The 24,892-nt window shown below is 73.4% G+C and carries 19 protein-coding genes and 1 pseudogene; 11 read left to right on the top strand and 9 right to left on the bottom strand.

Annotation, left to right across the window (positions count from 1 at the left end; translation table 11 throughout):
- The first annotated feature begins 406 nt into the window (after nucleotides 1–406).
- Both FVA95_RS12800 and FVA95_RS12795 read left to right on the top strand, forming a co-directional pair.
- A complete protein-coding gene (locus tag FVA95_RS12800) occupies nucleotides 407–2,218 on the top strand; it encodes a sigma-54-dependent Fis family transcriptional regulator (protein ID WP_240051447.1) in 1,812 nt (603 codons plus the stop codon).
- Nucleotides 2,219–2,343: 125 nt separating this feature from the next.
- A complete protein-coding gene (locus FVA95_RS12795; RefSeq protein WP_240051446.1) occupies nucleotides 2,344–3,444 on the top strand; it encodes a gamma-glutamylcyclotransferase in 1,101 nt (366 codons plus the stop codon).
- Nucleotides 3,445–3,500: 56 nt separating this feature from the next.
- Here FVA95_RS12795 and FVA95_RS12790 read toward each other — a convergent pair whose 3' ends face one another.
- Nucleotides 3,501–4,826: an MFS transporter gene (locus FVA95_RS12790; RefSeq protein WP_240051445.1), complete on the bottom strand. Its 1,326-nt coding sequence runs from the start codon at nucleotides 4,824–4,826 to the stop codon at nucleotides 3,501–3,503.
- A gap of 226 nt (nucleotides 4,827–5,052) precedes the next feature.
- Between FVA95_RS12790 and FVA95_RS12785 the strand changes: the two genes are divergently transcribed.
- Nucleotides 5,053–6,033 (top strand): ABC transporter ATP-binding protein, encoded by a 981-nt coding sequence (locus tag FVA95_RS12785; protein WP_149664413.1) that lies wholly within the window; start codon nucleotides 5,053–5,055, stop codon nucleotides 6,031–6,033.
- Complete coding sequence (locus FVA95_RS12780; protein WP_149664412.1) at nucleotides 6,030–7,202, top strand: ABC transporter permease; 1,173 nt, start codon at nucleotides 6,030–6,032, stop codon at nucleotides 7,200–7,202. Before FVA95_RS12785 ends, FVA95_RS12780 begins: the two co-directional genes overlap by 4 nt.
- Here the strand turns inward: FVA95_RS12780 and FVA95_RS12775 are convergent.
- The 4 genes from FVA95_RS12775 to pdxH all read right to left on the bottom strand — a co-directional run bounded on the left by FVA95_RS12775 (nucleotide 7,183) and on the right by pdxH (nucleotide 12,234).
- Nucleotides 7,183–8,574, bottom strand: coding sequence for a deoxyribodipyrimidine photo-lyase (locus tag FVA95_RS12775; RefSeq protein WP_149664411.1), 1,392 nt, complete (start codon nucleotides 8,572–8,574; stop codon nucleotides 7,183–7,185). The two genes, FVA95_RS12780 and FVA95_RS12775, sit on opposite strands and share 20 nt — an antisense overlap.
- 162 nt (nucleotides 8,575–8,736) lie before the next feature.
- Entirely contained in the window at nucleotides 8,737–10,047 is a 1,311-nt protein-coding gene (locus FVA95_RS12770; protein WP_060713456.1) for a citrate synthase, read from the bottom strand.
- An 89-nt stretch (nucleotides 10,048–10,136) separates the two neighbouring features.
- Nucleotides 10,137–11,531: an MFS transporter gene (locus FVA95_RS12765; protein WP_240051444.1), complete on the bottom strand. Its 1,395-nt coding sequence runs from the start codon at nucleotides 11,529–11,531 to the stop codon at nucleotides 10,137–10,139.
- A 49-nt stretch (nucleotides 11,532–11,580) separates the two neighbouring features.
- On the bottom strand, nucleotides 11,581–12,234 hold the full coding sequence (gene pdxH / locus FVA95_RS12760; protein WP_020626955.1) for a pyridoxamine 5'-phosphate oxidase: 654 nt from the start codon (nucleotides 12,232–12,234) through the stop codon (nucleotides 11,581–11,583).
- 203 nt (nucleotides 12,235–12,437) lie between these two features.
- Between pdxH and FVA95_RS12755 the strand changes: the two genes are divergently transcribed.
- Nucleotides 12,438–12,941 (top strand): hypothetical protein, encoded by a 504-nt coding sequence (locus FVA95_RS12755; RefSeq protein WP_149664410.1) that lies wholly within the window; start codon nucleotides 12,438–12,440, stop codon nucleotides 12,939–12,941.
- Between the two features lie 164 nt (nucleotides 12,942–13,105).
- A complete protein-coding gene (locus FVA95_RS12750) occupies nucleotides 13,106–14,245 on the top strand; it encodes a citrate synthase 2 (RefSeq protein ID WP_149664409.1) in 1,140 nt (379 codons plus the stop codon).
- A gap of 37 nt (nucleotides 14,246–14,282) precedes the next feature.
- Here FVA95_RS12750 and FVA95_RS12745 read toward each other — a convergent pair whose 3' ends face one another.
- Together FVA95_RS12745 and FVA95_RS12740 are read right to left on the bottom strand one after the other, a co-directional pair.
- Entirely contained in the window at nucleotides 14,283–15,194 is a 912-nt protein-coding gene (locus FVA95_RS12745; RefSeq protein WP_149664408.1) for a hypothetical protein, read from the bottom strand.
- 86 nt (nucleotides 15,195–15,280) lie between these two features.
- On the bottom strand, nucleotides 15,281–16,567 hold the full coding sequence (locus tag FVA95_RS12740) for an MFS transporter (protein WP_149664407.1): 1,287 nt from the start codon (nucleotides 16,565–16,567) through the stop codon (nucleotides 15,281–15,283).
- Between the two features lie 71 nt (nucleotides 16,568–16,638).
- On the opposite strand from FVA95_RS12740, the gene FVA95_RS12735 reads away from it, so the two are divergent.
- From FVA95_RS12735 to sepH, 3 genes and pseudogenes are all read left to right on the top strand, one after another.
- The gene (locus tag FVA95_RS12735) at nucleotides 16,639–17,598 is read left to right on the top strand and encodes a GlxA family transcriptional regulator (protein WP_205015839.1); all 960 of its coding nucleotides are present in this window, start codon (nucleotides 16,639–16,641) and stop codon (nucleotides 17,596–17,598) included.
- A 53-nt stretch (nucleotides 17,599–17,651) separates the two neighbouring features.
- A complete protein-coding gene (gene serC, locus FVA95_RS12730; protein ID WP_149664405.1) occupies nucleotides 17,652–18,785 on the top strand; it encodes a phosphoserine transaminase in 1,134 nt (377 codons plus the stop codon).
- A gap of 317 nt (nucleotides 18,786–19,102) precedes the next feature.
- Nucleotides 19,103–19,990 (top strand): annotated as a pseudogene (gene sepH, locus FVA95_RS34325) (septation protein SepH); the annotation flags it as partial.
- Nucleotides 19,991–20,929: 939 nt separating this feature from the next.
- Here the strand turns inward: sepH and FVA95_RS12720 are convergent.
- Nucleotides 20,930–21,739 (bottom strand): RNA methyltransferase, encoded by an 810-nt coding sequence (locus tag FVA95_RS12720; protein ID WP_149664404.1) that lies wholly within the window; start codon nucleotides 21,737–21,739, stop codon nucleotides 20,930–20,932.
- A 167-nt stretch (nucleotides 21,740–21,906) separates the two neighbouring features.
- On the opposite strand from FVA95_RS12720, the gene FVA95_RS12715 reads away from it, so the two are divergent.
- Nucleotides 21,907–23,394, top strand: a complete 1,488-nt coding sequence (locus FVA95_RS12715) for a glutamate--cysteine ligase (protein ID WP_161992293.1) — start codon at nucleotides 21,907–21,909, stop codon at nucleotides 23,392–23,394.
- Nucleotides 23,395–23,538: 144 nt separating this feature from the next.
- Entirely contained in the window at nucleotides 23,539–24,474 is a 936-nt protein-coding gene (locus tag FVA95_RS30830; protein ID WP_161992292.1) for a hypothetical protein, read from the top strand.
- Nucleotides 24,475–24,500: 26 nt separating this feature from the next.
- Here the strand turns inward: FVA95_RS30830 and FVA95_RS12705 are convergent.
- On the bottom strand, nucleotides 24,501–24,892 hold a 392-nt coding region (locus tag FVA95_RS12705), incomplete at its 5' end, for a transposase (protein WP_193564307.1).

Below are 24,892 nucleotides of genomic sequence, written 5' to 3'. Positions count from 1 at the left end.
GCGAGCGCGGGTAGCCCGATGTCGTGGTCGAACGCGGAGGTCGGACGACCCGGTGACGTGGGTGGATGCCGCGGCGCCGGTGCCGTCTGTCCTCCGTGCTGCGAATCACACATGGTCCGGCAGGCATTCGAGGTCTCAATATGAGACTCTTCCGCGCCGCCACCTGTGGTGATCTTGCTCTCACGGCGCGTACCGTCGCCGTGGCCACGGGATCCGGGCAGGTCACCGCTGTCGCACGCGGATCCCCGGTGGTCGTGTCCCGAGCTCGACACTGGCAAGGAGGCCGTGTGTGAGACCCCTGCCCGACGGCGCGCAGGGCGCCACCCGGGCGGGCCGGCCGACGCCGCGCCCGCGACAGCCCGGGGACGGATCTGACGTCTCCGCCACCGGCTCGGCGCCCACACCCGTGTCCAGGACCGCCACCAGCACCGCGGCCAAGCGGATCGCTGCGGCCCGCGAGGCGTTCCTGCACCACGAGCAGATGCGTGAGGACGCGGTCCGCCCACCGATCCTGGCGTCCTGGATCCGGTCGCGGGACAGCGACGTGGCGCCGGACTCCATCGACCTGCCCGAGGTCGGCCGCGAGACCGACAGCCCCCTGGTACGGGCGGCCACCCCGATCGTCTCCGAGCTGTGCGACCAGTTCGCCACCGAGCCGGTCAGCCTCATCCTGTGCGACTCCGACGGTGTCGTCCTCGACCGCCGGACCGGTGACTCCGCGCTGCGTCAGCACCTGGACCGGGTGTGGCTCGTCCCCGGTTTCTCCTACGCCGAGCAGCACGTCGGCACCAACGGCATCGGCACCGCGCTGGAGGGCAGGCGGCCGACCGAGGTGTTCGGGCACGAGCACTTCGTCGAGCACCTGGAGGACCTGGCCTGCGCCGGCGCTCCGATCCGGCACCCGGTCACCGGCAAGATCCTGGGCGTCATCGATCTGACCTGCTGGCGGACCGAGGCGAATGCGCTGATGGTCGCCACCGCCGCCACGACGGCCCGCCGCATCGAGGAGGCGCTGCTCGCCGCGTCCGGGCGGCACGAGCTGACGCTGCTGCACGACTACCTGACCGCGGTCCAGCGCGGGGGCGACTCCGCGGTGCTCGCCGTCGGCGACGACCTCGTGATGATGAACGACCGCGCCCGCGAGCTCATCGCCCCCGGCGACCAGGCCCTGCTGCTGGCCGGGGCGACCGACGCGCTGCGGGCCGGGCGCAACCGCCAGCTCGTCGTCGACCTGCCGAGCGGGGCGACCGCGCGCGTGCAGTGCCGGCCCAGCTGGAACGAGGCGGGCTCGGCGGGCGGCATCCTGCAGGTGAGCCTGACCCACCGCGAGACCGTCGGCCGCGGCTCCGCGACCCCGACGATCACCACCGCGCTGCCGACCGCCGTCGGCTCGGGGGCGTTGTGGACCAAGTGCGCCCAGGCCGTGGACCGGCACTTCCGCACCAACGAGTGGCTGGTGCTGCAGGGCGAGCCCGGCTCCGGCCGGACCACGCTGGCCCGCGCCACCCACCACCTCCACTCCCCCGCCGGGCACGTCCGCGTGCTCGACGCCGGCGACGTGGGCCCGCGGTGGTTCTCCGAGGTGACCGACGAGCTCGGCGGTGGCGGCGGGACGCTGGTGCTGCGCGAGGTCGACCGGCTGCCCCCGGCCGCCGCGGCGGCGCTCGCCGACGTGCTGGAGCCGCACCGCGAGTCGACCGACCCGGAGCGGGCCTGGGTCGTGGCGACCCGCGGCAGCTCCCGGACGACCGACTCGCCCGAGCTGGCGTCGCTGCTGGACTGCTTCCCACGCACCATCGAGGTCCCGCCGCTGCGCCACCACGTGGAGGACGTCGCCGAGCTGGTGCCCTACCTGCTCGCCCGGCTGACCCGCGGCGCCGACCTGACCTGTGCCCCGGAGGCCCTGCGGGTGCTCATGCGCCACCGGTGGCCGGGCAACGTCGAGCAGCTCTACCAGGTGCTGCGCAAGGTCGTGAGCCGTCGCCGGACCGGGGTGATCCGGCTGGAGGACCTGCCACCGGAGACGCGGGTGCTGGCCCGGCGGGTACTGACCCCACTGGAGTCGATCGAGTGCGACGCGATCGTCGACGCCCTGCTCGACGCCGACGGCAACAAGGCCGAGGCGGCACGTCGGCTCGGGATGAGCCGGGCGACGATCTACCGCAAGATCCGCGGCTACGGCATCGCGACGCCGGAGGGTGCGGGGATGGCCCGGTAGCGGGCCGTCGCGCAGGCAGACGTCGGCGCGCGGTGAGGTCCGTCCGGGTAACGACGGCGCTGCTGCGACGGCGGTACCCGGACGCGCCCCACTGACCCGGGGCTGTTGATCTACGGTCCGTGCCCATGACGGGAACGGACATCACCGCACCCTGGCCGGACTCCGCGTTCCCCGCGGACCCCTATCCGGGTGCCCGGCCGCCGTGCTCGTTCCTGCACGTCGACGGCCGCACCCACCCCCTGACGGCCGACCCGTCGACGCCCTCGGGATGGCGGGTCGACGGCCGTTGTCTCGACGACGTGCTCGCCGGACGGAACGCGCCGACGATGGCCGGACGGGTGCCGCTGCTGGCCTACGGCTCGAACGCCTGCCCGTCGAAGATCTCCTGGATGCGCGGGGAGCGCGGGCTGACCGGACCGGTCGTCGTGCTGCGGGTGCGCACCGAGGGCCTGGCGGCGGTGTGGTCGGCCGGCCGCCGGGTCGTCGACGACCAGCGCCCGGCCACCCTCGCCGCCGTCGGCGGGGCGGTCGAGGAGCACACCGTGTGGCTGGTCGCGCCGGAGCAGTTCGCCGCGCTCGACGCCGTCGAGGGCCGCGACGCCGACCCGCCGCGCTACCGGCTGGCCCGGGTCGCGACCGGGCGGGTCACGCTCGTCGACGCCGCCGGGGTGCTGGACCGGCCGTGGGCCTACCTCGCCCCGGAGGTCCCCACCGGCGACGCCCGCACCGACCGCCGTCCGCTGCACGTCGACGGGGCCCCCGTCCGCTGCACCGACCTCGGCCAGGCCGGGGCCGTCGCGCTGGCCGGGGCCCCCGGCCCGGACGGTCTCGACGCCACGACCGTCGACGGTGTACCCGTGCCGGAGCAGTGGCCGTCACGGGTGTTCGTCTACGGCACCCTCATGCCCGGCCGCCGGGCCTTCGGGATGCTGCGCGGGCACGCCTCCGACGTGGTGCCCCAGCCGGTGGTGCTGCCGACCGGCGCGGTCGCCGACACCGGCCGCGGGTACCCCGCGCTGACCCTCGACACCGGCGACGGGGTGCCCGGCTGGGTCGTCGAGCTGGCCGCCCCGGAGACCGCGCTGGCCGCGCTCGACGCCTACGAGGGCCCGGCGTACGCGCGCTCGCGGGTGGTCCTCCACGACGGCACCGTGTGCTGGGCCTGGGTGTGGACCGCGGCGCGGGACGGCCACGTGCCGCTGCCGCACGGCTGGTCCCTGCCCTGACACCGACCGGGCCCGTCCCCGACGGGGACGGGCCCGGTGTGGACCGGTGCTACGGCTCAGGAGGCGGTCTTCGCGGCCTGCCGTGCGCGGTGCTCGGCGAGCCCGGGGATCTCCCGGCCGGAGATCGACACGCCCTTCGTCTCGATGACGAAGTAGAGCGCGATCATGCCGATCACGCAGGCGCCCATCATGTAGTAGGCCGGGAACAGGACGTCACCGGTTCCCTCGATCGCCGACTCGTTGATCAGCGGCGCGGTGCCGCCGAACGCCGCCGTCGCCACGTTGTAGGAGATCGCCATGCCGGCGAAGCGGACGTGGGTCGGGAACATCGCCGGGAACGTCGCGGAGATCGTCCCGAGCTGGAGCAGGTAGATCAGCCCGAGCACGGTGAATCCGAGGATCGCCAACGGCACGCTCACCGCCATCAGCATGTACATCGGGATCGCCAGCACGAAGATGCCGACCAGCGAGATCCACCAGCACGGTTTGCGGCCGATCCGGTCCGACAGCGCCCCCGCGAAGGGGATCAGCAGCATCATCACGACCTGGCCGACCACGGCGACCGTGTCGGCGCTCGCCGAGTCCATCGACAGCGTCGTCTGCAGGTAGGTCGGCATGTAGGTCAGCAGCGTGTAGTTGATGACGTTCAGCGCGATGACCAGCCCGAACAGTGCGAGGATCGGCTGCCAGTAGCGGACGAGGAGGTCCTTGAGCGCGCCGGTCGCGGCGGACTCGGACTCGCCGGCGGCCTCCAGGTCACGGAACACCGGGGTGTCCTCGAGCTTGGTCCGGATGTAGAGGCCGATCATCGCCAGCGGCAGGGCGATCATGAACGGGATGCGCCAGCCGTAGTCGAGCATGGCCTGCTCGCCGATCGCGGTCTCCAGGCCGAAGACGACCAGCACCGCGAGCGTGAAGCCGGCCAGGGTGCCGAACTCCAGGAAGCTGCCCCAGAACCCGCGCTTGCGGTCCGGCGCGTACTCCGCCATGAAGGTGGCAGCGCCGCCGTACTCACCGCCGGTGGAGAAGCCCTGGATGATCCGCAGCAGGAACAGCAGCGCCGGGGCGGCCCAGCCGATCGTCTCGTAGGACGGGATGACGCCGATCAGGAACGTCGCGACGCCCATCAGGATGATCGTCATCGACAGGACCTTCTGCCTGCCGATGCGGTCCCCGAGCGGCCCCCAGACGAAGCCGCCGAGCGGTCGCAGGATGAAGGAGATCGCGAAGCCCAGCAGCGTTCCGAGGTAGCCCAGTTCGCCCGGGAAGAACGCGTTCGTCAGTTCGACGGTCAGGTAGGCGTAGATGCCGTAGTCGAACCATTCCGTCGCGTTCCCGATCGCCGACGCGGCGACCGCCCTCCGCAGTACGGAGGGCTCCACGTCGTTCTCGCCACTCTGTTGACCAGCATCTGCCGGAACCGATGACATTCGAGGACCCCCACTCACGCAATGCGTAAACCGCTACCGGAAGCGCATTTCGTTACACGATCGACATATCCCAGCACCATTGCGGTGTGCGGAGCCTACAGAGCGGAAAGGGGACCTGCCACCCACGCCCGCTGATCGAGACCGGTGCGCGACCTCCGCTCCGTGTAGCGTCGCCGGCGTGCTGGCGATCGACGGCCTCGCCAAGCGGTTCGGCCCTGCCACCGCCCTCGACGAGGTGAGCTTCACGGTCGGTGCGGGCGAGGTGTTCGGCTTCGTCGGCGGCAACGGGGCGGGCAAGACGACGACGATGCGGATCGTGCTGGGCGTCCTGGACGCCGACGCCGGTGCGGTCACCTGGAAGGGCGCGCCGCTCGGTCCCGCGGAACGCCGCCGGATCGGGTACCTGCCCGAGGAGCGCGGTCTCTACCCGCGGATGCGGGTCGCCGAGCAGCTCGTCTACCTGGCCCGGCTGCACGGGATGTCACGGTCGGAGGCCCAGGCGGCCACCGAGACCTGGACCGAGCGGGTCGGGCTGGCCGGGCGCCGCGGCGACGAGGTGCAGAAGCTGTCGCTGGGCAACCAGCAACGGGTGCAGCTGTGCGCCGCGCTGGTGCACGACCCCGATCTGCTGGTGCTCGACGAGCCGTTCTCCGGACTGGACCCGGCGGCTGTCGACACCCTGGGGGCAGTGCTGCGCGAGCGCGCCGCGGCCGGGGTGCCGGTGGTGTTCTCCTCCCACCAGCTGGAGCTGGTGGAGCGGCTCTGCGACCGGGTCGGCATCATCTCGGCGGGCCGGATGGTGGCGGTCGGCACGGTCGACGGGCTGCGCGCCGGTGCCGCCGACCGCTACGACGTCACCGGCCCGCCACCGGGCTGGGCCGACGACCTCCCCGGGGTGCGGGTCCTCGACGTCGACGGTGCCCGCACCCGCGTCGAGCTGGCGCCGGGCACCGACGACCAGGCGCTGCTGGCCGCGGCGCTGGCCGCCGGGCCGGTGCACGCGTTCGGTCCGTACCGGCCGCCACTGACCGAGCTGTACCGCGACGCCGTGCGCGACCGCGCCGTCCCGGCAGACCCCGCCCTTCCCACGGACGGCGCCCTCCCCACCGACCGCGCCCTCCCCACGGACCGCGCCCTCCCGACGGACCACGCCCGATGAGGACGGTGCTGCTCGTCGCGCGGCGCGAGATCACCACCCAGCTGCGGTCGCGGACGTTCGTCGTCGGGATCCTGCTGATGCTGCTGGTGTTCGGCGGCTACGGCGCGGTGATCGTGTTCGCCGGGGCGCAGGGCTCGTCGTCGTCGCTGGTGCTGGACGGGCCGGCCCGCGAGCTGCGCGGCCAGCTGCAGGGCACAGCGGACCGGCTGGGCACCACGCTGCGCGTGACCGAGGCCGGGAACCGCGACACCGCGGAGTCGATGGTCCGCACCGGCGAGGCCGACGCGATGCTCACCGGGGCACCGGGGACCTACCAGCTCGTGGGCCTCGACGACGTCGCTCCCGGGCTGCGGTCGCTGGTCGCCGACGTGGTGGAGCAGCAGGCCGTGCGCGAGTCGCTGCTCGCCGCGGGCGCCGACCCGGACCGGGTGAGCACGCTGTCCGGGGTCGGTGTGCGCACCCTCGAACCGGTCGACACCGAGCTCGGGCAGCGCATCGGCACCGCGTTCGTGGTGACGTTCCTGCTATTCTTCTCGGTGACCGCCTACGACGCGGCCGTCGCACAGGGGGTGGTCGAGGAGAAGGCCGGGCGCGTGGTCGAACTGCTGCTCGCGACCGTCCCGGCGCGGCAGCTGCTCGCGGGGAAGGTGCTCGGGCTCGGCCTGGTCGGGCTGCTGCAGCTGCTCATCCTCGGCGGGGTGGGCGCGGCCGTCGCGGTGGGCACGGGTGTGCTCGCGGTCCCGGCGCTGCTGCTGCCGACGCTGGTGTCCGCGCTGGCCTGGTACCTGGTCGGGTTCTTCCTGTTCGCGACGCTCTATGCGGCGGCGGGCGCGCTGGTGTCCCGGCAGGAGGAGCTCCAGTCGGTGACCGCGCCGATCGCCATCGTGCTGCTCGTGCCGTTCCTGCTCGCCGTCGCCGTGCTGCCCGTGGACCCGCGCAACCCCGTCACCACGGTGCTGTCGTTCGTGCCGTACCTGTCGCAGACGCTCATGCCCGCGCGCACCGCGCTCGGCGTCACCGCGTGGTGGGAGCCGGCTCTCGCCTATCTGCTGGCGCTGGCCGCGCTCGCCGGGATGGTGCTGCTGTCGGCGCGCGTGTACCGCAACTCGGTGCTGCGCACCGGGGCGCGGGTCCGCTGGCGGGACGCGCTCAGGGCCGGGCGGCCTTGACCTGGTCGTAGCGGGCGAGCGCGTCCTGACGCTCGGCCTTGTGGTCGACCATCGGCTCCGGATAGCCCTCCGGGATGCCGCCGGGCAGCTTCCACGGCTGGTGCACGGCCTTGCCCCCGACCTCGGCGAGCTCGGGCACCCAGCGGCGCACGTAGTCCCCGTCGGGGTCGAACCGCTCGCCCTGGGTGATCGGGTTGAAGATCCGGAAGTACGGCGACGCGTCCGTCCCCGACCCGGCCGTCCACTGCCAGCCGTGCTGGTTGGAGGCCAGGTCGCCGTCGACGAGCAGCGCCATGAAGTGCCGTGCGCCGCGCCACCACGGAAGGTGCAGGTCCTTGACCAGGAACGACGCGACGATCATCCGCACCCGGTTGTGCATCCACGCCTCGCCCCGCAGCTGGCGCATCCCGGCGTCGACGATCGGGAAGCCCGTCCGGCCATCGCACCAGCGCTCGAAGTCGGCGTCGGCGGCCTTCCCGGTGCGCAGCGGCAGGTGGTCGAAGGCCTTGTCGTAGTTCTCGCGCGCGGAGTCCGGGCGCCGGTACAGCACGTCGGCGTAGAACTCCCGCCAGGCGATCTCGGTGCGGTAGGCCTTCACCGAGTCCCCCTTCTGCTTCGCCAGGTCCGCGAGCAGCGTGCGCGGGTGGACGCAGCCGTACTTGAGGTACGGCGACATGCCCGAGGTGCCGCGCTCGGCCGGCAGGTCGCGGGCGGACCCGTAGTCCGCCACGCCCTCGTCGAGGAAGTCCGCCCAGCGCGCCCGCGCCGCGGACTCCCCCGCCTCGGGCAGCGCGGCCTCGACCGGCCGGTCGTCGGGGATCTGCACCGCGCGGGGTCCGCCGCTCTTGTCGGCGGGGTCCATCCACGTGCACGTCGACGCGTCGGTCCCGGCCGGGGCGCGCCAGCCGTGGTCGGCCCACGCCCGGCTGAACGGGGTGAACACCTTGAACGGCCCGCCGGTGCCCTTCTCCACCCGGCCGGGTGCGACGGCGTAGGGCGAGCCGGTCCGGACGAGCTCGACGCCGTCCTCGGCGAGTGCCTTCTCGACCTGCTCGTCGCGCTCGCGGCCGTAGGGGCCGTAGTCCGCGGCGACGTGCACGGTCTGCGCGCCGACGGCCGTCGCGATCCGCGGGACGACGTCGGCCGGGTCCCCCTTCACCACGAGCAGCTTCCCGCCCAGGGCCTCGTCGAGCTCGCGCAGGCAGCCGTAGAGGAAGTTCGCCCGCGCGGCGCCGGAGGGTGCCAACAGCGCCGGGTCCAGCACGAACAGCGCGAGCGCGCGGTCGGCGGCGTCGGCCGCGGCGAGGAAGGTGGGCTGATCGGCGACCCGGAGGTCTCGTCGGAACCAGACGACGGCAGTGCTGGGCGCCATGCCGGTCGACGCTAGCGCCGCCGGGCCCCACCCGCCCGCCGAGCCGCGTCCCTCCCCCGGTCGCGCTCCCGGCCCCCGGAACGCACGAGCGGGCCGTCCGTACGACGAGGTCGTACGGACGGCCCGCTCGTGCAGAGAGGCCGGTGCGGTGGTGCTACGTGGTCAGCGCTGGCCGACCGGGACGTAGAGGCGCTCCGCGGAACCGGTGTAGAGCTGGCGCGGACGCCCGATCTTGTTCTGCGGGTCGTTCATCATCTCGCGCCAGTGCGCGATCCAGCCCGGGAGCCGGCCGAGCGCGAACAGCACGGTGAACATCTTCACCGGGAAGCCCATCGCCCGGTAGATGACGCCGGTGTAGAAGTCGACGTTCGGGTACAGCTTGCGCTCGACGAAGTAGTCGTCGGCCAGCGCCTTCTCCTCGAGCGTCATCGCGATGTCGAGCAGCGGGTCGTTGACGCCGAGCTTCTTGAGGATCGTCTCGGCCTGCTCCTTGACGATCTTCGCGCGCGGGTCGTAGTTCTTGTAGACCCGGTGCCCGAAGCCCATCAGCTTCGCGCCCTGCTCCTTGTTCTTGACCCGGCTGACGAAGTCGTCGACGTTGCCGCCCTCGACGTCCTTGATGCGGGTCAGCATCTCCAGCACCGCCTGGTTGGCGCCGCCGTGCAGCGGGCCGAACAGCGCGTTCACGCCGGCGGAGATGGAGGCGAACAGGTTGGCCTGGCTGGAACCGACGAGACGCACCGTCGAGGTCGAGCAGTTCTGCTCGTGGTCGGCGTGCAGGATCAGCAGCGTGTCGAGCGCGCGGACCATGTCCGGGTCCAGCTCGTAGGGCTCGGCGGGGAACCCGAAGGTCATCCGCAGGAAGTTCTCGACGAGGCCGAGGGAGTTGTCCGGGTACAGGAACGGCTGCCCGACGGACTTCTTGTAGGCGTAGGCGGCGATCGTGAAGACCTTCGCCATCAGCCGGACGGTGGAGAGCTCGACGGCCTCCTCGTCGTGCGGGTCCAGCGAGTCCTGGTAGAAGGTCGACAACGCGCTGACCGCGGACGACAGCACCGGCATCGGGTGCGCGTCACGCGGGAAGCCCTCGAAGAAGCGCTTCAGGTCCTCGTGCAGCAGGGTGTGCCGGCTGATCCGGGTGGTGAAGGCGTCGAGCTGCTGCTGGCTCGGCAGCTCGCCGTAGATCAGCAGGTAGCTGACCTCGAGGAACGTGGAGTTCCCTGCCAGCTGGTCGATCGGGTAGCCGCGGTAGCGCAGGATGCCGGCGTCACCGTCGATGTAGGTGATCGCCGAGGAGCAGGCCGCGGTGCTGGTGAAGCCCGGGTCGAAGGTGACCAGGCCGGTCTTGCCGAGCAGCTTGCTGACGTCGACGGCCTGCGACCCCTCCGTCGGGGTGTGCACCGCGGTCTCGAACTCGCCGCCCGAATACCGGAGTACGGCGGTGTCGGACTTGGCGGCGGTCTCGTCGGACATGTGGAGGTTCCCTCTCACAGCGGGGATCAATCGGGTCTCGGGCACACGCTAGCCCGCCGGGGCGAATCCGCAGAACGCGGCGACGATTCTCACCCTCCGTCGCGGGGCGCGCGGTAGCGGAGGAACTCCGGGAAGCGCCACACGCACAGCAGCACGCCCACGATCACCGCGGCGCCGCCGAGCGTCGCGGTGACACCGGGCCCGATCAACGACGCCGCCGAGCCGTGCCACATGTCGGCCAGCCGGGGCCCGCCCGCGACGACGACGATGAACACGCCCTGCATCCGGCCGCGCATCTCGTCGGTCGCGACGGTCTGCAGCATCGAGGACCGGTAGACCGAGCTGACCAGGTCGCCGGCGCCGGCGACGGCCAGCGCGAGCACCGCGAGGAACAACGACCCGGTCAGGCCGAACACCAGGACCCCACCGCCCCAGACGCACACCGCGACCACGACCGCGACGCCCTGGCGCTGCACCTTCTGCAACCAGCCCGACAGCACGCCGCCGGCGACCATCCCGATCGGGATCGCCGCGTACAGCAGGCCCTGCTGGACGCCCCCGTCGGCCGTACCGCCGAAGGTGTCCACCGCCATCTGTGGGAACAGCACCCGGGGCATGCCCAGCCCCATCGCGATCACGTCGACCAGGAACGAGACGAGCAGGATCCGCTGGGTGCCGACGTAGCGGAAGCCGTCGACGACCGAGCGCAGGCCCACCCGCGGCCGAGCGCCGTCGACGCGCTGGGCGGAGCTCGGCAGCGCGGGCAGCCGCCAGGTCGCCCACAGCGTCGCCAGCAGGAAGACCGCGTCGACCAGGTAGAGGGTCGACAGCCCGATGAACGGGATCAGCACCCCGGCCAGGAGCGGCCCGAGCACCGCGCCGACCTGCACGACGGTCATGTTCAGCGCGTTCGCGGCGGGCAGCTGCTCGGCGGGCAGCAGCCGCGGGATGACCGCGCTGCGGGTGGGCTGGTTCATCGCGAGCATCGCCGACTGGAACGCGAACAGCACCAGCACGACCCACACGTTCCCGGCGCCGCTGGCCGAGACCACCCACAGCGCCAACGAGCTCAGCGCGATGCCGGACCCGGTGAACAGCAGCATGACCCGCCGGTCGACGGCGTCGGCGACCGCGCCGCCCCACAGCCCGAACACCACGAGCGGGACCAGGCCGAACAGACCGGTCAGCCCGACGTAGGCCGACGACCCGGTCAGCTGGAAGATCTGGATCGGCACGGCGACGACCGACAGCTGGGCGCCGATCACCGTCACGATCCCGGCCGCCCACAGCCGCCGGTAGGCGGGCGTGCGCAGCGGGGTGGTGTCGGCGAAGGTCGACCGCAGCAGCCCGGTCAACCGCGACGCGCGGGTGCGGACCGTCGGCCCCTCGTCCGCGGGCGCGGGGACGGGGCGGGTCGGGGTGTCCCGTTCCGCGCCCGGCACGGGCTGCGTCGGCCCCTCGCCGGGATCGTTGCGCGTGCTCACGATGTCAAGGTGTACACGGACGCCCCGACATCATGCCTCCGGGTTGCCCCTAGGGGGCGAGCCGGCGCACCGACCAGGAGTCGTCGCGGCCGACCTCGAACCGCAGCCGGTCGTGCATCCGGTCGGCGCGGCCCTGCCAGAACTCGACCTGCCACGGCACGATCCGCCAGCCACCCCAGTGCGGCGGTCGCGGGATCTCCTCGACGCCCTCGAAGCGGCGGGTGACCCCGGCGAGCGCCTGGTCGAGGACCGTGCGCCCGGCGACGATCGTCGACTGCGCCGACGCCCACGCCCCCAGCTGTGACCCGCGCGGGCGCAGCGCCCAGTAGGCGTCGGACTGGGCCTCGGAGCAGCGCTCGACGCGACCGGAGAGCTGCACCTGACGCTGGAGGTCGTACCAGGGGAAGGTGACCGAGGCGACGCGCGTGCGGTTGAGGTCGTGGCTCTTGGCGGAGGTGTAGTTCGTGTAGAACACGATGCCGCCGGCGTCGAGGCCCTTGCACAGGACGGTGCGCGACGACGGCAGCCCGTCCGGGTCCGAAGTCGCCAGCACCATCGCGTTCGGCTCGGTCAGCCCGGCCTCACGGGCCTGCTCCAGCCACGCGGTGAGCTGTTCGTACCAGGTCGGAGCCAGGTCGTCGACGTCGAGCGGTCGGCTCGCGTAGTCGATCCGCATTCTCTCCAGCGCGGGTGCGTCCGTCATCGGTTCCCCTCACTCACGGTCGGTGCCGCCGACGACCGTAGGCACGCGCCCGCCTCCCGCGCACCCGCCGTTCGGTCCCCGACCGCCCGGATCACCCATTGACGTCGTTGCATCCCGCAATCAATAGTCGATCCGTACCCACCCGATCGGGGGGATGGTGGGTACGTACGACGACCCCCGCTCGGATGACGAGAGGGAAGACGATGCGTGTGACGAGGATGTTCGCGCCGGTCGCGACGGCGCTGGCCGTACTGCTCACCGGGGCCGTGGCGCTCGCGCCGGTGGCGGCGCCGTCGGCGGCGGGGACGGGGACGGTGGCTGCCGCGGCGGCGGCGCCGGAGCGGGAGGCGACCGCGACGGTGCGCACGGTGTCGTGCGGCAAGATCGACCGGGCCGCCTACGCGCCGATCGGCGGAAAGTGGAGCCGCACCTACAACGGCAGCTGCGGACACATCGCCCGGCAGAGCAAGCCGTACATCACGGTGTCCTGGGAGGTCCCGAACTTCTCCTCCGGCCAGGCCTGCGTCAAGGCCCGCGGGTTCCGGTGGAGCGACGGCAAGGAGTACTGGGTGTCACTCGGCTGCGGCAAGAGCGGTCACGGGACGGTGCACTGGGGCAAGGCGGGGACCCAGATCATCGCCACCACCGCGGTCAAGGCGCTGAGCCAGAACATCGTCACCGGGGTCCCCGTCTACTTCACAGACTGACCCCCGGCGCGCGGACCGTGTGCGGGGCGTCCCGCCGCCCCGCACACGGCCACCGTTCACGAACGGGTATCCGGTTCGTGATCGACACCACCGGCCGGTCGCGTTGCCCCGCCCCGGCCGTTCGGAGCAGGGTGGCGGCGACGATCCGAGCCGAAGGAGACCCGGTGACCGAGACGCTCGCGCACGAGGTGCCCCCGCCGCCCCCCGGATTCAGGTCCGGGCTGGAGGGCCACGTCGCGTTCCGCACCGAGATCGCCGAGCCCGACAAGGACGGCGGCTCGCTGCGCTACCGCGGCGTCGACCTGGAGGACCTCGCCGGCACGGTGACCTTCGGCGACGTCTGGGCGCTGCTGGTCGACGGCCGCTTCGGGCAGAGCCTGCCGCCGGCGGAGCCGTTCCCGATCCCGGTGCACACCGGTGACGTGCGGGTCGACGTGCAGGCCGCACTCGCGATGCTCGCCCCGTACTGGGGCTACCGTCCGCTGCTCGACATCGACGACGCCGAGGCCCGCGACAACCTGGCCCGCGCCTCGGTGATGGCGCTGTCCTACGTCGCCCAGTCCGCCCGCGGCATCGGCGTGCCCGCGGTGCCGCAGTCGCGCATCGACGAGTGCTCCACGATCACCGAGCGCTTCGTGACCCGCTGGCGCGGCGAGCCCGACCCGCGCCACGTCGCCGCCGTCGACGCCTACTGGGTGTCCGCCGCCGAGCACGGCATGAACGCCTCGACCTTCACCGCCCGGGTGATCGCCTCCACCGGTGCCGACGCCGCCGCGTCGCTGTCCGGCGCGATCGGCGCCATGTCCGGCCCGCTGCACGGCGGTGCCCCGGCCCGGGTGCTCCCGATGATCGACGAGGTCGAGCGCACCGGCGACGCCCGGGCGCTGGTCACGGGCCTGCTGGACCGCAAGGAGAAGCTCATGGGCTTCGGGCACCGGGTCTACCGGGCCGAGGACCCGCGGGCCCGCGTGCTGCGCCGCACCTGCCAGGAGCTGAACGCCCCGCGCTACGAGGTGGCCGCCGAACTGGAGCGCACCGCGCTGGCGATCCTGCGCGAGCGACGCCCGGACCGCCCGATCGAGACCAACGTCGAGTTCTGGGCGGCGGTGATCCTCGACTTCGCCGAGGTCCCGCCGCACATGATGCCCGCGATGTTCACCTCGGCCCGCACCGCCGGCTGGTCGGCGCACGTCATGGAGCAGAAGCGCGAGGGCAAGCTCGTGCGCCCGAGCGCGCAGTACATCGGACCGGGCCCGCGCAGGCCGCAGGACGTCGACGGCTGGGACTCGGTCTCCGCCCGCTGATCCCCCTTCCCCGGGGGAACTCCCGTGGCCGAGTGCGCTACGGCCGTTCCCCCGGTGGGGGGCCGACCGCCCCGGAGCGGCGGCCCCGCTGGTCGTGGTGCAGCAGCGCCGGCGCGGCGACCGAGACCGGGAGCACCAGGCCCAGCAACAGGACGTAGGCCACCCCGGCGACGGCCAGCCCGAGCGTCGGGCTCACCGTGAACATCAGGGCGAAGGTCACCGCGAACACCGGGATCATCACCACGGTCGCGGCCGCCGCCACGGTCAGCCCGACCAGCACCAGCACGCCGAAGCAGCGCCACCAGGCACCACGGACCAGCTCGACCGACCGCCACAGCGCATCCCGCGCACCGAGGCCCTCGGCGACGACCGCGGGCGACGCCAGGGACAGCAGGATCGCGATCCAGGTCTGCGCGGCGTAGACCACGACGACGAGGAGCAGCCCGGCCGCCGCGGCCACCCCGCCCGCACGCCACAGCGGCAGCGCGACGAAGGCACCGACCGCGATCGGGACGAGCCCGATCACCAGCTGCGCCAGCTGGACGCCGTAGAGGGCGGGCAGCCGGGGGCGGCCCTGTGCCCAGGCCGCGGCGATCCCGGTCCGCGAGCCGTACACCGCCGACGTCACCGCCGGGAGGACCGCGGCGAGCACGAGCGGCGCCACGGCGGCCGCGACGAGCCCGAAGGGCAGGCCGGACAGCGTCGCTTCCAGGAACGTCCCGACCAGGTCGAACGGGTCCGCCGGCTGCAGTGCACCGACCGGCTGCAGCAGCCACAGCGTCCCGAGCACGACGACGGCGTAGAGCAGGCCGGGCAGGACCGTCCACGGGGTCCGGCGCAGGAACCGCCACACCCCGCCCACGATCTCCCCCGCGTCCAACGGTCGCAGCGGCACGATCCCCGGCTGCGACGGCACGGGCTCCCCCGGGCCGGGATGGTTCTCGGTCACGACTCGCCCCTCTCGTCGACTCCCCGTGTCGTACCGGACACGGGGCACGTCGGTGGCGGATCGGGACGATCGTGAGCAGATGGTGATCAGCCGGCGGGCGACGGCACGGGGGCCCGGTGGCGCCGGATCGCCAGCGACAGCCCGGCCGCGACGACGCAGAGGACGGCGCCGCCGTACCAGGCCATGTCGTAGCTGCCCAGGGCGTCGCGGACCAGACCCGCGACGAGCGCGGCGAACGCCGCTCCGATCTGGTGCGAGGCGAAGATCCAGCCGAACACCACCGCCGAGCGGGCACCGAAGGCCTCGCGGGCCAGCGCCATCGTCGGCGGGACGGTCGCGACCCAGTCCAGGCCGTAGAACACGACGAACGCGAGCATGCTGGCGTTCAGGTCGGTCCCGAAGAGCGGCGGGAGCAGGAACAGCGACAGCCCGCGCAGCGCGTAGTAGGCGCCCAGCAGCAGCCGCGGGTCGATCCGGTCGGTCAGCCAGCCGGAGAAGATCGTCCCGAGCAGGTCGAAGATGCCGACCAGGGCGAGCAGGGAGGCCGCCGTCGTCGCGGGCATGCCGTGGTCGTGCGCGGCCGGGACGAAGTGGGACTGGACCAGCCCCGCCGTCGTCGCGCCGCAGATGAAGAACCCGCCGACGAGCAGCCAGAACGTGCCGGTGCGCGCGGCGTCGGCCAGCGCCCGCACCGCCAGCCGCGCGGCGCCCGTGCGCTGCGGCGCGACGACGTCGGCCTCGGTGCCGCCGTAGGGCAGGACCCCGACGTCGGCGGGCCGGTCCTTCAGGAACAGCCACACCACCGGCACCACGGCCAGAGCCGCGGCGGCGGTGATCAACGCCGCGGGCCTCCACCCGCCCGACTCGACGACGGCCGCGACCAGGGGCAGGAACACCAGCTGCCCGGTGGCGGCGGCGGCGGTGAGGACCCCGGAGACGAGGCCGCGGCGGGCGACGAACCAACGGTTCACCACGGTCGCGACCAGCGCCATCGCCATCGAGCCGGTGCCCAGCCCGACGACGACGCCCCACAGCAGCACCAGCTGCCAGACCGCCGTCATGAACACGGTCGTGCCGGCGCCGACCGCGACCATGACCAGCGCGGTCGCGACCACGCGGCGCACGCCGAAGCGCTCCATCAGCGCCGCCGCGAACGGCGCGGTCACCCCGAACAGGGCGAGGTTCACCGCGAGCGCGAAGGAGATGGACCCGATGCCCCGGCCGAACTCGGCGTGCAGCGGCTCGACGAGCACCCCGGGGGTGGACCGGAACCCGGCCGCGCCGAGCAGGGCGAGGAACGTCGCCCCCGCCGCCCACCAGGCCGGGTGCACCCGGCGTGCTCGTGTGTCCGCCGTCGTGGGCGCCGTCGTCATGGGGGTCATCGTGCGGGGGCGCTGCGGCGCACAACAGTGGCCGGACGGACGACATGTGCAAGAATTCGGCCATGCACCGGGTCGGAGTGCTCGCCGTCGACGGGGTGATCGCCTTCGAGCTCGGCATCCCCGAACGGATCCTCGGCACCACGACCACGGCGGACGGCACCCCGCTCTACGACGTGCGGGTCGCCACCGTCGACGGCGGCCCGGTCCGCACCAGCGCCGGGTACCGGGTGCTGCCCGAACACGGGATCGACGTGCTGGAGCGCGCGGACACCCTGGTGGTGCCGGCCGTGCGCGGCCCGAACACCGACGACCCGGGCGAGGCCGTCCTCGGTCTGGTGCGCCGGGCCGTGCACCGCGGCGCACGGGTCGTGGCGATCTGCACCGGCGCGTTCACCCTGGCTGCCACCGGTGTGCTCGACGGCCGCCGCGCCACCACACACTGGGCGCACGTCGACGCCTTCCGCGCGCTGTACCCGCAGGTGGAGCTGGACCCCGACGTGCTGTTCGTCGACGACGGCGACATCCTCACCTCGGCGGGCGTGGCCGCGGGCATCGACCTGTGCCTGCACCTGGTCCGCCGCGACCACGGCGCCGCGGCGGCCACCGCGACCGCGCGGCGCAACGTCGTCGCGCCGTGGCGGGAGGGCGGGCAGGCCCAGTTCGTCGCCTCGCACGTCCCCGACCCCGGCGGCCCGGCCACCGACGCCGTCCGGGAGTGGGCGCTGCACCGCCTCGACCGGCCGCTCACGGTCGAGGAGCTGGCGGCGCAGGCGTCGATGAGCGTGCGGACCTTCACCCGGCGCTTCCGCGCCGAGACCGGCACCAGCCCTGCCCGCTGGCTGGCCGCGCGCCGCCTGGAGCTGGTGCGCCGCCTGCTGGAGACGACCGACCTGCCCGTCGAGCAGGTCGCCGCGCGCGCCGGGTTCGGCACCACCGCGGCGCTGCGGCAGCGGTTGCACACCGAGATCGGGATGGCGCCGCTGGCGTACCGGCGCGCCCACCGGGCACCCGCCGGCGCGTGATCCGCGCGGCACTGGGCGCACGTCGCCACGGGTACTGCTGCGACACTGGGACCGTGACCTCTCCTGCCGATCTGAAGATCCCCGGCGATCTCCTTCCGCAGGACGGCCGCTTCGGATGCGGTCCGTCCAAGGTGCGCCCCGAGCAGCTGTCCGCTCTCGCCGCGACCGGCGACTCCCTGTTGGGCACCTCGCACCGGCAGAAGCCGGTGAAGGAGCTCGTCGGACGGGTGCGCTCGGGCCTGGCCGAGCTGTTCTCGCTGCCCGACGGCTACGAGGTCGTCCTCGGCAACGGCGGCTCGACCGCGTTCTGGGACGCGGCGGCGTTCGGCCTGGTCCGCGAGCGGTCGCTGCACCTGACCTACGGCGAGTTCTCGCAGAAGTTCGCCGACACCACCACCGGCGCGCCGTTCCTGGCCGACCCGGTGATCGTCAAGGCCGCCCCCGGCAGCGCGCCGGAGCCGGTCAGCGACCCGTCGGTCGACGTCATCGCCTGGGCCCACAACGAGACCTCGACCGGCGTCGCCGTGCCGGTCAACCGGCCCGCGGGCACCACCGACGACCAGCTCGTGCTGATCGACGCGACCTCCGGCGCCGGCGGGCTGCCGGTCGACATCACCCAGTCCGACGTCTACTACTTCGCCCTGCAGAAGGGCTTCGCCTCCGACGGCGGCCTGTTCCTCGCGATCATGAGCCCGAAGGCCCTGGAGCGGGTCGCCGAGCTGGCCGCGTCGGACCGCTGGATCCCGCCGTTCCTGTCGCTGGCCACCGCCGTGGACAACTCCGGCAAGGACCAGACCTACAACACGCCGTCGCTGGCGACGCTGTTCCTGCTCGAGGACCAGGTCCGCTGGATGAACGCCCGCGGCGGGCTCGACGGCTGCGTCGCACGCACCCGCGACTCCTCCGACCGGCTCTACAGCTGGGCGGACAAGAGCAGCTTCGCGACGCCGTTCGTCACCGACCCTGCACACCGGAGCCTGGTGGTCGGCACGATCGACTTCGACGACGCCGTCGACGCCGCCGCGGTGGCGACGGCGCTGCGCGCGAACGGGATCGTGGACACCGAGCCGTACCGCAAGCTGGGCCGCAACCAGCTGCGGATCGGGATGTTCCCGGCGGTCGAGCCGTCGGACGTCTCGGCACTGACCGCGTGCATCGACTGGGTCGTGGAGCGGCTGGGTTCCTGACACCTGCTCGTCGACGAACCGCGACGGCCGTCCCCACCTGGGGGCGGCCGTCGTCGTGTGTGGGGGTTGCGTCGCCACGCAGCGTCGTTGCGTGATCGATAGCAACTCGTTGTAGTCACACGCGCACCACCCGCCCCAATTCCCTCGTGCGTCACGAACTGTGCGACGCTGAGCACGGTCAGTGAGAAAGGTCCGGTGGTCCCCCGGGCGAGTAGGTGTTGTCGACCAGGCAGAACTCGCCCGGCGCGCCTCACCCGGCACGGACCCCTCGCCATCTACCGTCACCCGGACGGGGACGACAGCAGGAGGTCAGGTCGATGCGCGCGTTGCGGGTCGTGGGGGTGACCGGGGACGGCTCGGTCGTCCTCGAAGACCCGGGCCGCCGCGAGCGCTACACAGTGCCGGCCGACGAGCAGCTGCGGGCCGCGGCACGAGGTGACGTGACCCGGCTCGGCCAGATCGCGATCGAGTTGGAGAGCCAGTTGCGCCCACGGGAGATCCAGGCCCGCATCCGGGGTGGCGCGTCGGTCGACGAGGTCGCAGCCGCGGCCGGCGTCCCGACCCAGAAGATCGAACGCTTCGCCTATCCCGTCCTGCTCGAGCGGTCGCGGACCGCCGAGCTGGCCCAGAGTGCGCATCCGCAGCGCGCCGACGGCCCCGACTCACGCACGCTCGGTGAGACCGTCGCGCACACCTTCGGCCTGCGCGGACAGGACTACGCCGGGGCCGGCTGGGACTCCTGGAAGGGCGAGGACGGCAAGTGGGTCGTCGTCCTGACCTGGCAGACCGGCCGCTCGGACAACGCCGCGCACTGGGCGTTCCAGCCCGGTGCGCACGGTGGCACCGTCGTCGCGCTGGACGAGCACGCCTCCGACCTCGTCGAGGGTCTGCCCGCACGTCCACTGCGCCCGCTCGGGTCGGTGGTCGACATGGCCCGCGACGAGGACCACGCCTCCGAGGCGCCGACGACCGCCGCTCCCGCGCGCGCCGTCGCGGCGGCCGGCGGGCAGCAGCCCGAGGCCTGGGCCGGGCGCGGGATCGCGCCCGAGCAGCGACGGGCGAGCCCGCCGCCGCCCCGGACCCGCGTCGAGACACCCGGTCGCACCGTGGGCACCCGCCCGGACGACACCCGGGCCCCGGCCGCCGCGGCGCCGGTGGTCCCGAAGCGCGTCGAGCAGGTCGAGGGCGCCGAGGGCACCGACGGGCCCGGGTCGGCCGGCGCGACCGGCACCGCGCAGACCGGCACCGCGCAGACCGACGACGGGGCTGTCTCGACCGGCGCTCCTGCGACGGCGGACGCACTCCCCACCGGGACGAACCCGGCAGGCGCCGGTCCGAGCGACACCTCGTCGAGCGGACCCACCTCGAACGGTGTGTCCGCGGACGGCGCGACCCCGGGCCGCACGACCTCCGGCGACGCGAACTCGACCGGCTCGGACGGCGTGGACCCGGTCGTCCCGGCCCCGGCGGCCACCGCCACGGACGCGGACGCGGACGCGACGGCCGCAACCGGTAGGGACTCGTCGGCCACCGGGCCCGTGCACGACGCGACGGCCGCGGCCGCCTCGCCGGCGGCGACGTCGACGGGATCGGGCACCTCGGCGTCGGAAGCCGACGCAGCGGGCACCCCGGTCCCGGCCGGCACGTCACCGGCCGCCACCGCACCGGCCACTCCCGAGGACACGACCGCGGAGGCGGCGGCGAGCACCGCGGGGGCGTCTCCTGCGGCGCCGTCCACCGCTGCACCGTCCACCGAGGCGCAATCCGCTGGGAAGCCCGCGGGCACCGACACGGACTCCGCCGCGGCGAGCCCCGCGACCGACGACCGCGGGACCGCCACGGACGGCGGGGCTGCCGACGAGCGCACCGAGGCACTCGCCGCGGCCACCACCGAGACCCCGGCCGCGTCGGCGCAGGATACGGACCCCGCTCCGGCACCGGACGCCGAGAACGCGGCCCCGCGCCGCCCGTCCACCGCCGGATCGCGGCGGACGAAGAAGGGCAAGCCGGTCATGCCGTCGTGGGACGAGGTCCTACTCGGCGTCCGCGGCCAGCGCTGACACCTTCCCGCACGGGTTCCGGGCTCCCACACCGGATGCGGTCCCGTGTGGGAGCCCGGATCCGGTGTGGGACGACGGCCGGGGTCAGCCCCCGCCGGTGACGGCGTGGAAGGCGACGGCGGCGGCCGTCGCGACGTTGAGCGAGTCCACGCCGCTCGCCATCGGGATCCGGACACGGCGGTCGGCGGCGGCCAGTGCCTCGTCGGTGAGGCCGGGGCCCTCCGCGCCCAGCAGCAGGGCGACCTTCCGGCCGCCCAGGCCCGCCGTGGCGAGGGGCTCGGCGTCGGAGGCGGGGGTGAGCGCGGCGACGGTGAACCCCGCCTCCCGCAGCCGGTCCAGTGAGGCGGGCCACGCGCCGTCGAGGGTCGTGAACGGGACCCGTAGCACGTGCCCCATCGAGACGCGGACGCTGCGCCGGTAGAGCGGGTCCGAGCAGCCGGGGCCGAGCAGGATCGCGTCGACGCCGAGGGCGGCGGCGTTGCGGAACAACGACCCGAGGTTCTCGTGGTCCCCCACCCCCTCGCAGACCGCCAGCGTGCGGGCGCGGGCCAGCACGTCGTCGAGGGACGGCGCGGGAGCACGGTCGGCGACGGCGAGCACCCCCCGGTTCAGGTGGAACCCGACCGCGCGGGCCATCGTGTCGGCGTCGGTCGCGTAGGCCGGCACGTCGACGCCGGCGAGGTCGTCGGAGAGCTCGTGGAGGCGGCGCGGGACCCCCAGCAGGGACCGCACCGGATACGGAGAGTCGAGCAGACGACGCACGACGACGACACCCTCTGCTATCACCAGCCCGCGCCCACCGGGCCGATCGGGGCACCGATCGGCGGTCGTGAGGTCGCGGTAATCGTCGATACGGGGGTCGTCGGGGTGCTCGACCGTGGTGAGTATGGCCACGACGCCCGATCGTCCCACGTCACTGACCGTTCGCCGCGTCTGGTCGCCCGGTCAGCCGGTACCGCCCGGTCCGGCGATATGACACGGTGTAGTGCCGCCTCCCTCGGCACGGTCCTCCGCCGTGCGGGTGAGGAGGCGCTCCCCGTTCGATGGAGGTCGGTTCGCGCATGGGTCAGGTGGTCGACCGGACGACGTTCAGCCGGCGCGACCGCCAGCGATACCGGATCAAGGTGCAGCGCTGTCTGGACACTCTCGGTGACCTCCTCGGCAGCTACCCGTTCTCCGACACGGAGCCGATGACCGGCGTGGAGATCGAGTTCAACCTGGTCGGTCCGGAGCTGGCGCCGTCGCTCAACGGGACCGACGTCCTGGACACGATCAGCTCCGGCGAGTGGCAGACCGAGCTCGGCCGCTGGAACCTCGAGCTGAACCTCCCGCCGCGCCCGCTGCCCGGCGACCAGTGGCGCCAGTTGGAACACGAACTGCTCGACCTGCTCGCGGGCGCCGGGGCGAAGGCCGGGGACCTGCGCACCCAGCTCGTCATGATCGGGATCCTGCCGACGCTGGACCCGGGGCACATGACCGCCGAGGCGATCTCCCCCGAGGACCGCTACGAAGCGCTCAACGACCAGATGCTCACCGCGCGCGGTGAGCCGATCCGGATCGACATCGCCGGCTGCTCGCCGGAGGAGCGGGTCAACGCCGACTTCGACACGATCATCCCCGAGGCGGCCTGCACGTCGATGCAGCTGCACTTGCAGGTGTCCCCCGCGAACTTCGGGCGCTACTGGAACGCCGCGCAGTGCCTGGCCGGTGTCCAGCTGGGGCTCGGGTCGAACTCGCCGTTCCTGCTCGGGTCGCAGCTGTGGTCGGAGACCCGGATCCCGCTGTTCGAGCAGTCCTGCGACGTCCGGACCCCCGAGTTCCACAACCAGGGGGTACGGCCACGGGTCTGGTTCGGCGAGCGCTGGATCGACTCGGTGCTGGACCTGTTCTCCGAGAACGCCCGCTACTTCCCGGCGCTGATGCCGCTGACCTCGGACGTGGACCCGGCGACGCAGATGCGCGACAAGGGGTTCCCGGACCTGCCGGAGCTGACCCTGCACAACGGCACGATCTGGCGCTGGAACCGGCCGATCTACGACAGTACGGGCGACACCCCGCACGTCCGGCTGGAGAACCGGGTGCTCCCCGCGGGGCCGACGACCGTCGACATGGTCGCCAACGCGCTGTTCTTCTACGGCCTGCTCCGCACCCTGGTCGAGGCCGACCAGCAGCTGTGGCGGGCGGTGTCGTTCGAGGCGGCACGGGAGAACTTCCAGACCGCGGCCAAGCACGGCATGCACGCTCCGCTGTACTGGCCCGGCACCGGCTGGGTGCTCCCCGACGAGCTCGCCCTGCGCAAGCTGCTCCCCCTGGCGCACGAGGGGCTCGCCCGCTGGGGTGTCTCCGGCGCGGTCTGCGACCGGTACCTGACGGTGCTGGAGCGGCGCTGCGTCACGCGTCAGACCGGGTCGTCGTGGCAGATCGACACCGTCGCCGCGCTGGAGGCGCGGGGCGCGGACCGGATGACCGCCCTGCGCGGCATGCTCGAGCGCTACCTGGCGCACTCGACGGCCAACCAGCCCGTCCACACCTGGGAGATCCCCGACTGATCGGCTTCGCCATCGCGAAGCATTCTCCGCGACCGGGCCCGCTCACCACCCTCCCGTTCCTACCGTCCCCCTCCGCACACCCGCCCCGGGTGCGCGTACGGGACGGAGGGACATGTCCATCCAGCACCAGCCCGACCGGCGTCGATGACCCGGGCGACGACGATGTCCCCGTTCCGGCTGTTCGGCCGCACCTCCCGCGACGAGCACCTCCTCGACGACGGTCCCGACCCCTGGCTCGACGACCCGGCTCCCGCACCGGCGCCGCGGCCCGTCCCGCCCCGGGCCCGGAAGGCCTTCCCGGCGCCGTCGACGGGCGGAATGCCCCCGGCGCCGACGACGGGCACGGCGGCGCTGCCCACCGAGGGTCCCGCGACCGCGGCGGCGCGACCGGCGCTCTGGACGCCGCGGCGGCCGCCGCAGGAGCCGATCGCCGAGCCGGAGCCGGTCACCGATCCCTTCGGCTTCCCGCCGGTACCGCCCCCTGCCGCCGCCACCTCGACCCCCGCTCCCGTCTCCGACGAGGTCACTGCCGCCTGGGCGGCCTGGGCGCCTGCCGCGGTGTCCCCGGCCGAGGGCGGGGCGGATCGTGCAGCGTCCGGAGCCGCGTCGCCGGCACCCGTCACGACGACCGCCACGCCACCCACCACGACGACCGGCACGACGACCGGCACGACGACCGGCACGACGACCGCGGCGCCCGGTCCGGCGCCGTCGGGCCCCGAGCACGGTCCGGCTGCCCGCCCCGCCGGAGCCCCGGACGCCTCGACCCGGACCGCGCCCGGCACCGCGGCCCCGTCATCCGCCCCCGCCGACCCCTCGGCCGGTTCCCCCGACCCGTCACTCAGCTCTCCCGCCCCGTCACCCAGCTCCGCCGCCCCGCCACCCGATCCTGCCGAGCCGTCGCCCAGCCCCGCTGACCCGTCACCCGGCCACGCCGACCCCTCCTCCGGCCGCTCCGACCCGTCGCCGGTACCAGCCGGGGCGCGGCCCGCCACCGGCTCCCCCGTCGGGACCGCCCCGCCGTCCCTCGTCGACCCCGCCGAGGCGTCCGCGCTGGCCGGGGGGGCCTTGGGTCTGTAACGAGAACGGTGGTTCCGGCGATGTTGTCAGTAGTGCTCGGCGCCCGGCCAGCGGTCACCGAAAGTGATGGCGAAGGCGTTGAGGACTGGCTTCCAGCGCATCATCCATCGGGTGTGGCCTCGTCCGGTCGGGTCGAGGCTGCGGGTGACAAGGTACAGACATTTCATCGCGGCCTGCTCGCTGGGGAAATGCCCTCGCGCTCGGACCGCTCGCCGGTAGCGGGCGTTCAACGATTCGATCGCGTTCGTCGTACAGATCACCCTCCGGACCTCGATGTCGTAGTCGAGGAACGGCATGAACTCGGTCCAGGCGTTACGCCACAAACGTATCATCGCCGGATAGGCTCGCCCCCACTCGTCATCGAGATCATCCAGCGCGGCTGCAGCGGCATCGGCGGTGGACGCGGTGTAAATAGCTC

This window comes from Pseudonocardia sp. EV170527-09, assembly GCF_008369905.1.
GTDB lineage: Bacteria > Actinomycetota > Actinomycetes > Mycobacteriales > Pseudonocardiaceae > Pseudonocardia.
The sequence above is the reverse complement of the archived record's forward strand: the minus strand, read 5'-3'. Positions and strand labels throughout refer to the sequence as shown.

Bases quoted from the DNA above. Each gene is read 5' to 3' on its own strand.
- FVA95_RS12795 (WP_240051446.1), top strand. From the start codon at position 2,344: ATGACGGGAACGGACATCACCGCACCCTGGCCGGACTCCGCGTTCCCC.
- FVA95_RS12780 (WP_149664412.1), top strand. From the start codon at position 6,030: ATGAGGACGGTGCTGCTCGTCGCGCGGCGCGAGATCACCACCCAGCTG.
- FVA95_RS12775 (WP_149664411.1), bottom strand. From the start codon at position 8,574: ATGGCGCCCAGCACTGCCGTCGTCTGGTTCCGACGAGACCTCCGGGTC.
- FVA95_RS12770 (WP_060713456.1), bottom strand. From the start codon at position 10,047: ATGTCCGACGAGACCGCCGCCAAGTCCGACACCGCCGTACTCCGGTAT.
- pdxH (WP_020626955.1), bottom strand. From the start codon at position 12,234: ATGACGGACGCACCCGCGCTGGAGAGAATGCGGATCGACTACGCGAGC.
- FVA95_RS12755 (WP_149664410.1), top strand. From the start codon at position 12,438: ATGCGTGTGACGAGGATGTTCGCGCCGGTCGCGACGGCGCTGGCCGTA.
- FVA95_RS12740 (WP_149664407.1), bottom strand. From the start codon at position 16,567: ATGACGACGGCGCCCACGACGGCGGACACACGAGCACGCCGGGTGCAC.
- FVA95_RS12735 (WP_205015839.1), top strand. From the start codon at position 16,639: ATGCACCGGGTCGGAGTGCTCGCCGTCGACGGGGTGATCGCCTTCGAG.
- FVA95_RS12715 (WP_161992293.1), top strand. From the start codon at position 21,907: ATGGGTCAGGTGGTCGACCGGACGACGTTCAGCCGGCGCGACCGCCAG.
- FVA95_RS30830 (WP_161992292.1), top strand. From the start codon at position 23,539: ATGACCCGGGCGACGACGATGTCCCCGTTCCGGCTGTTCGGCCGCACC.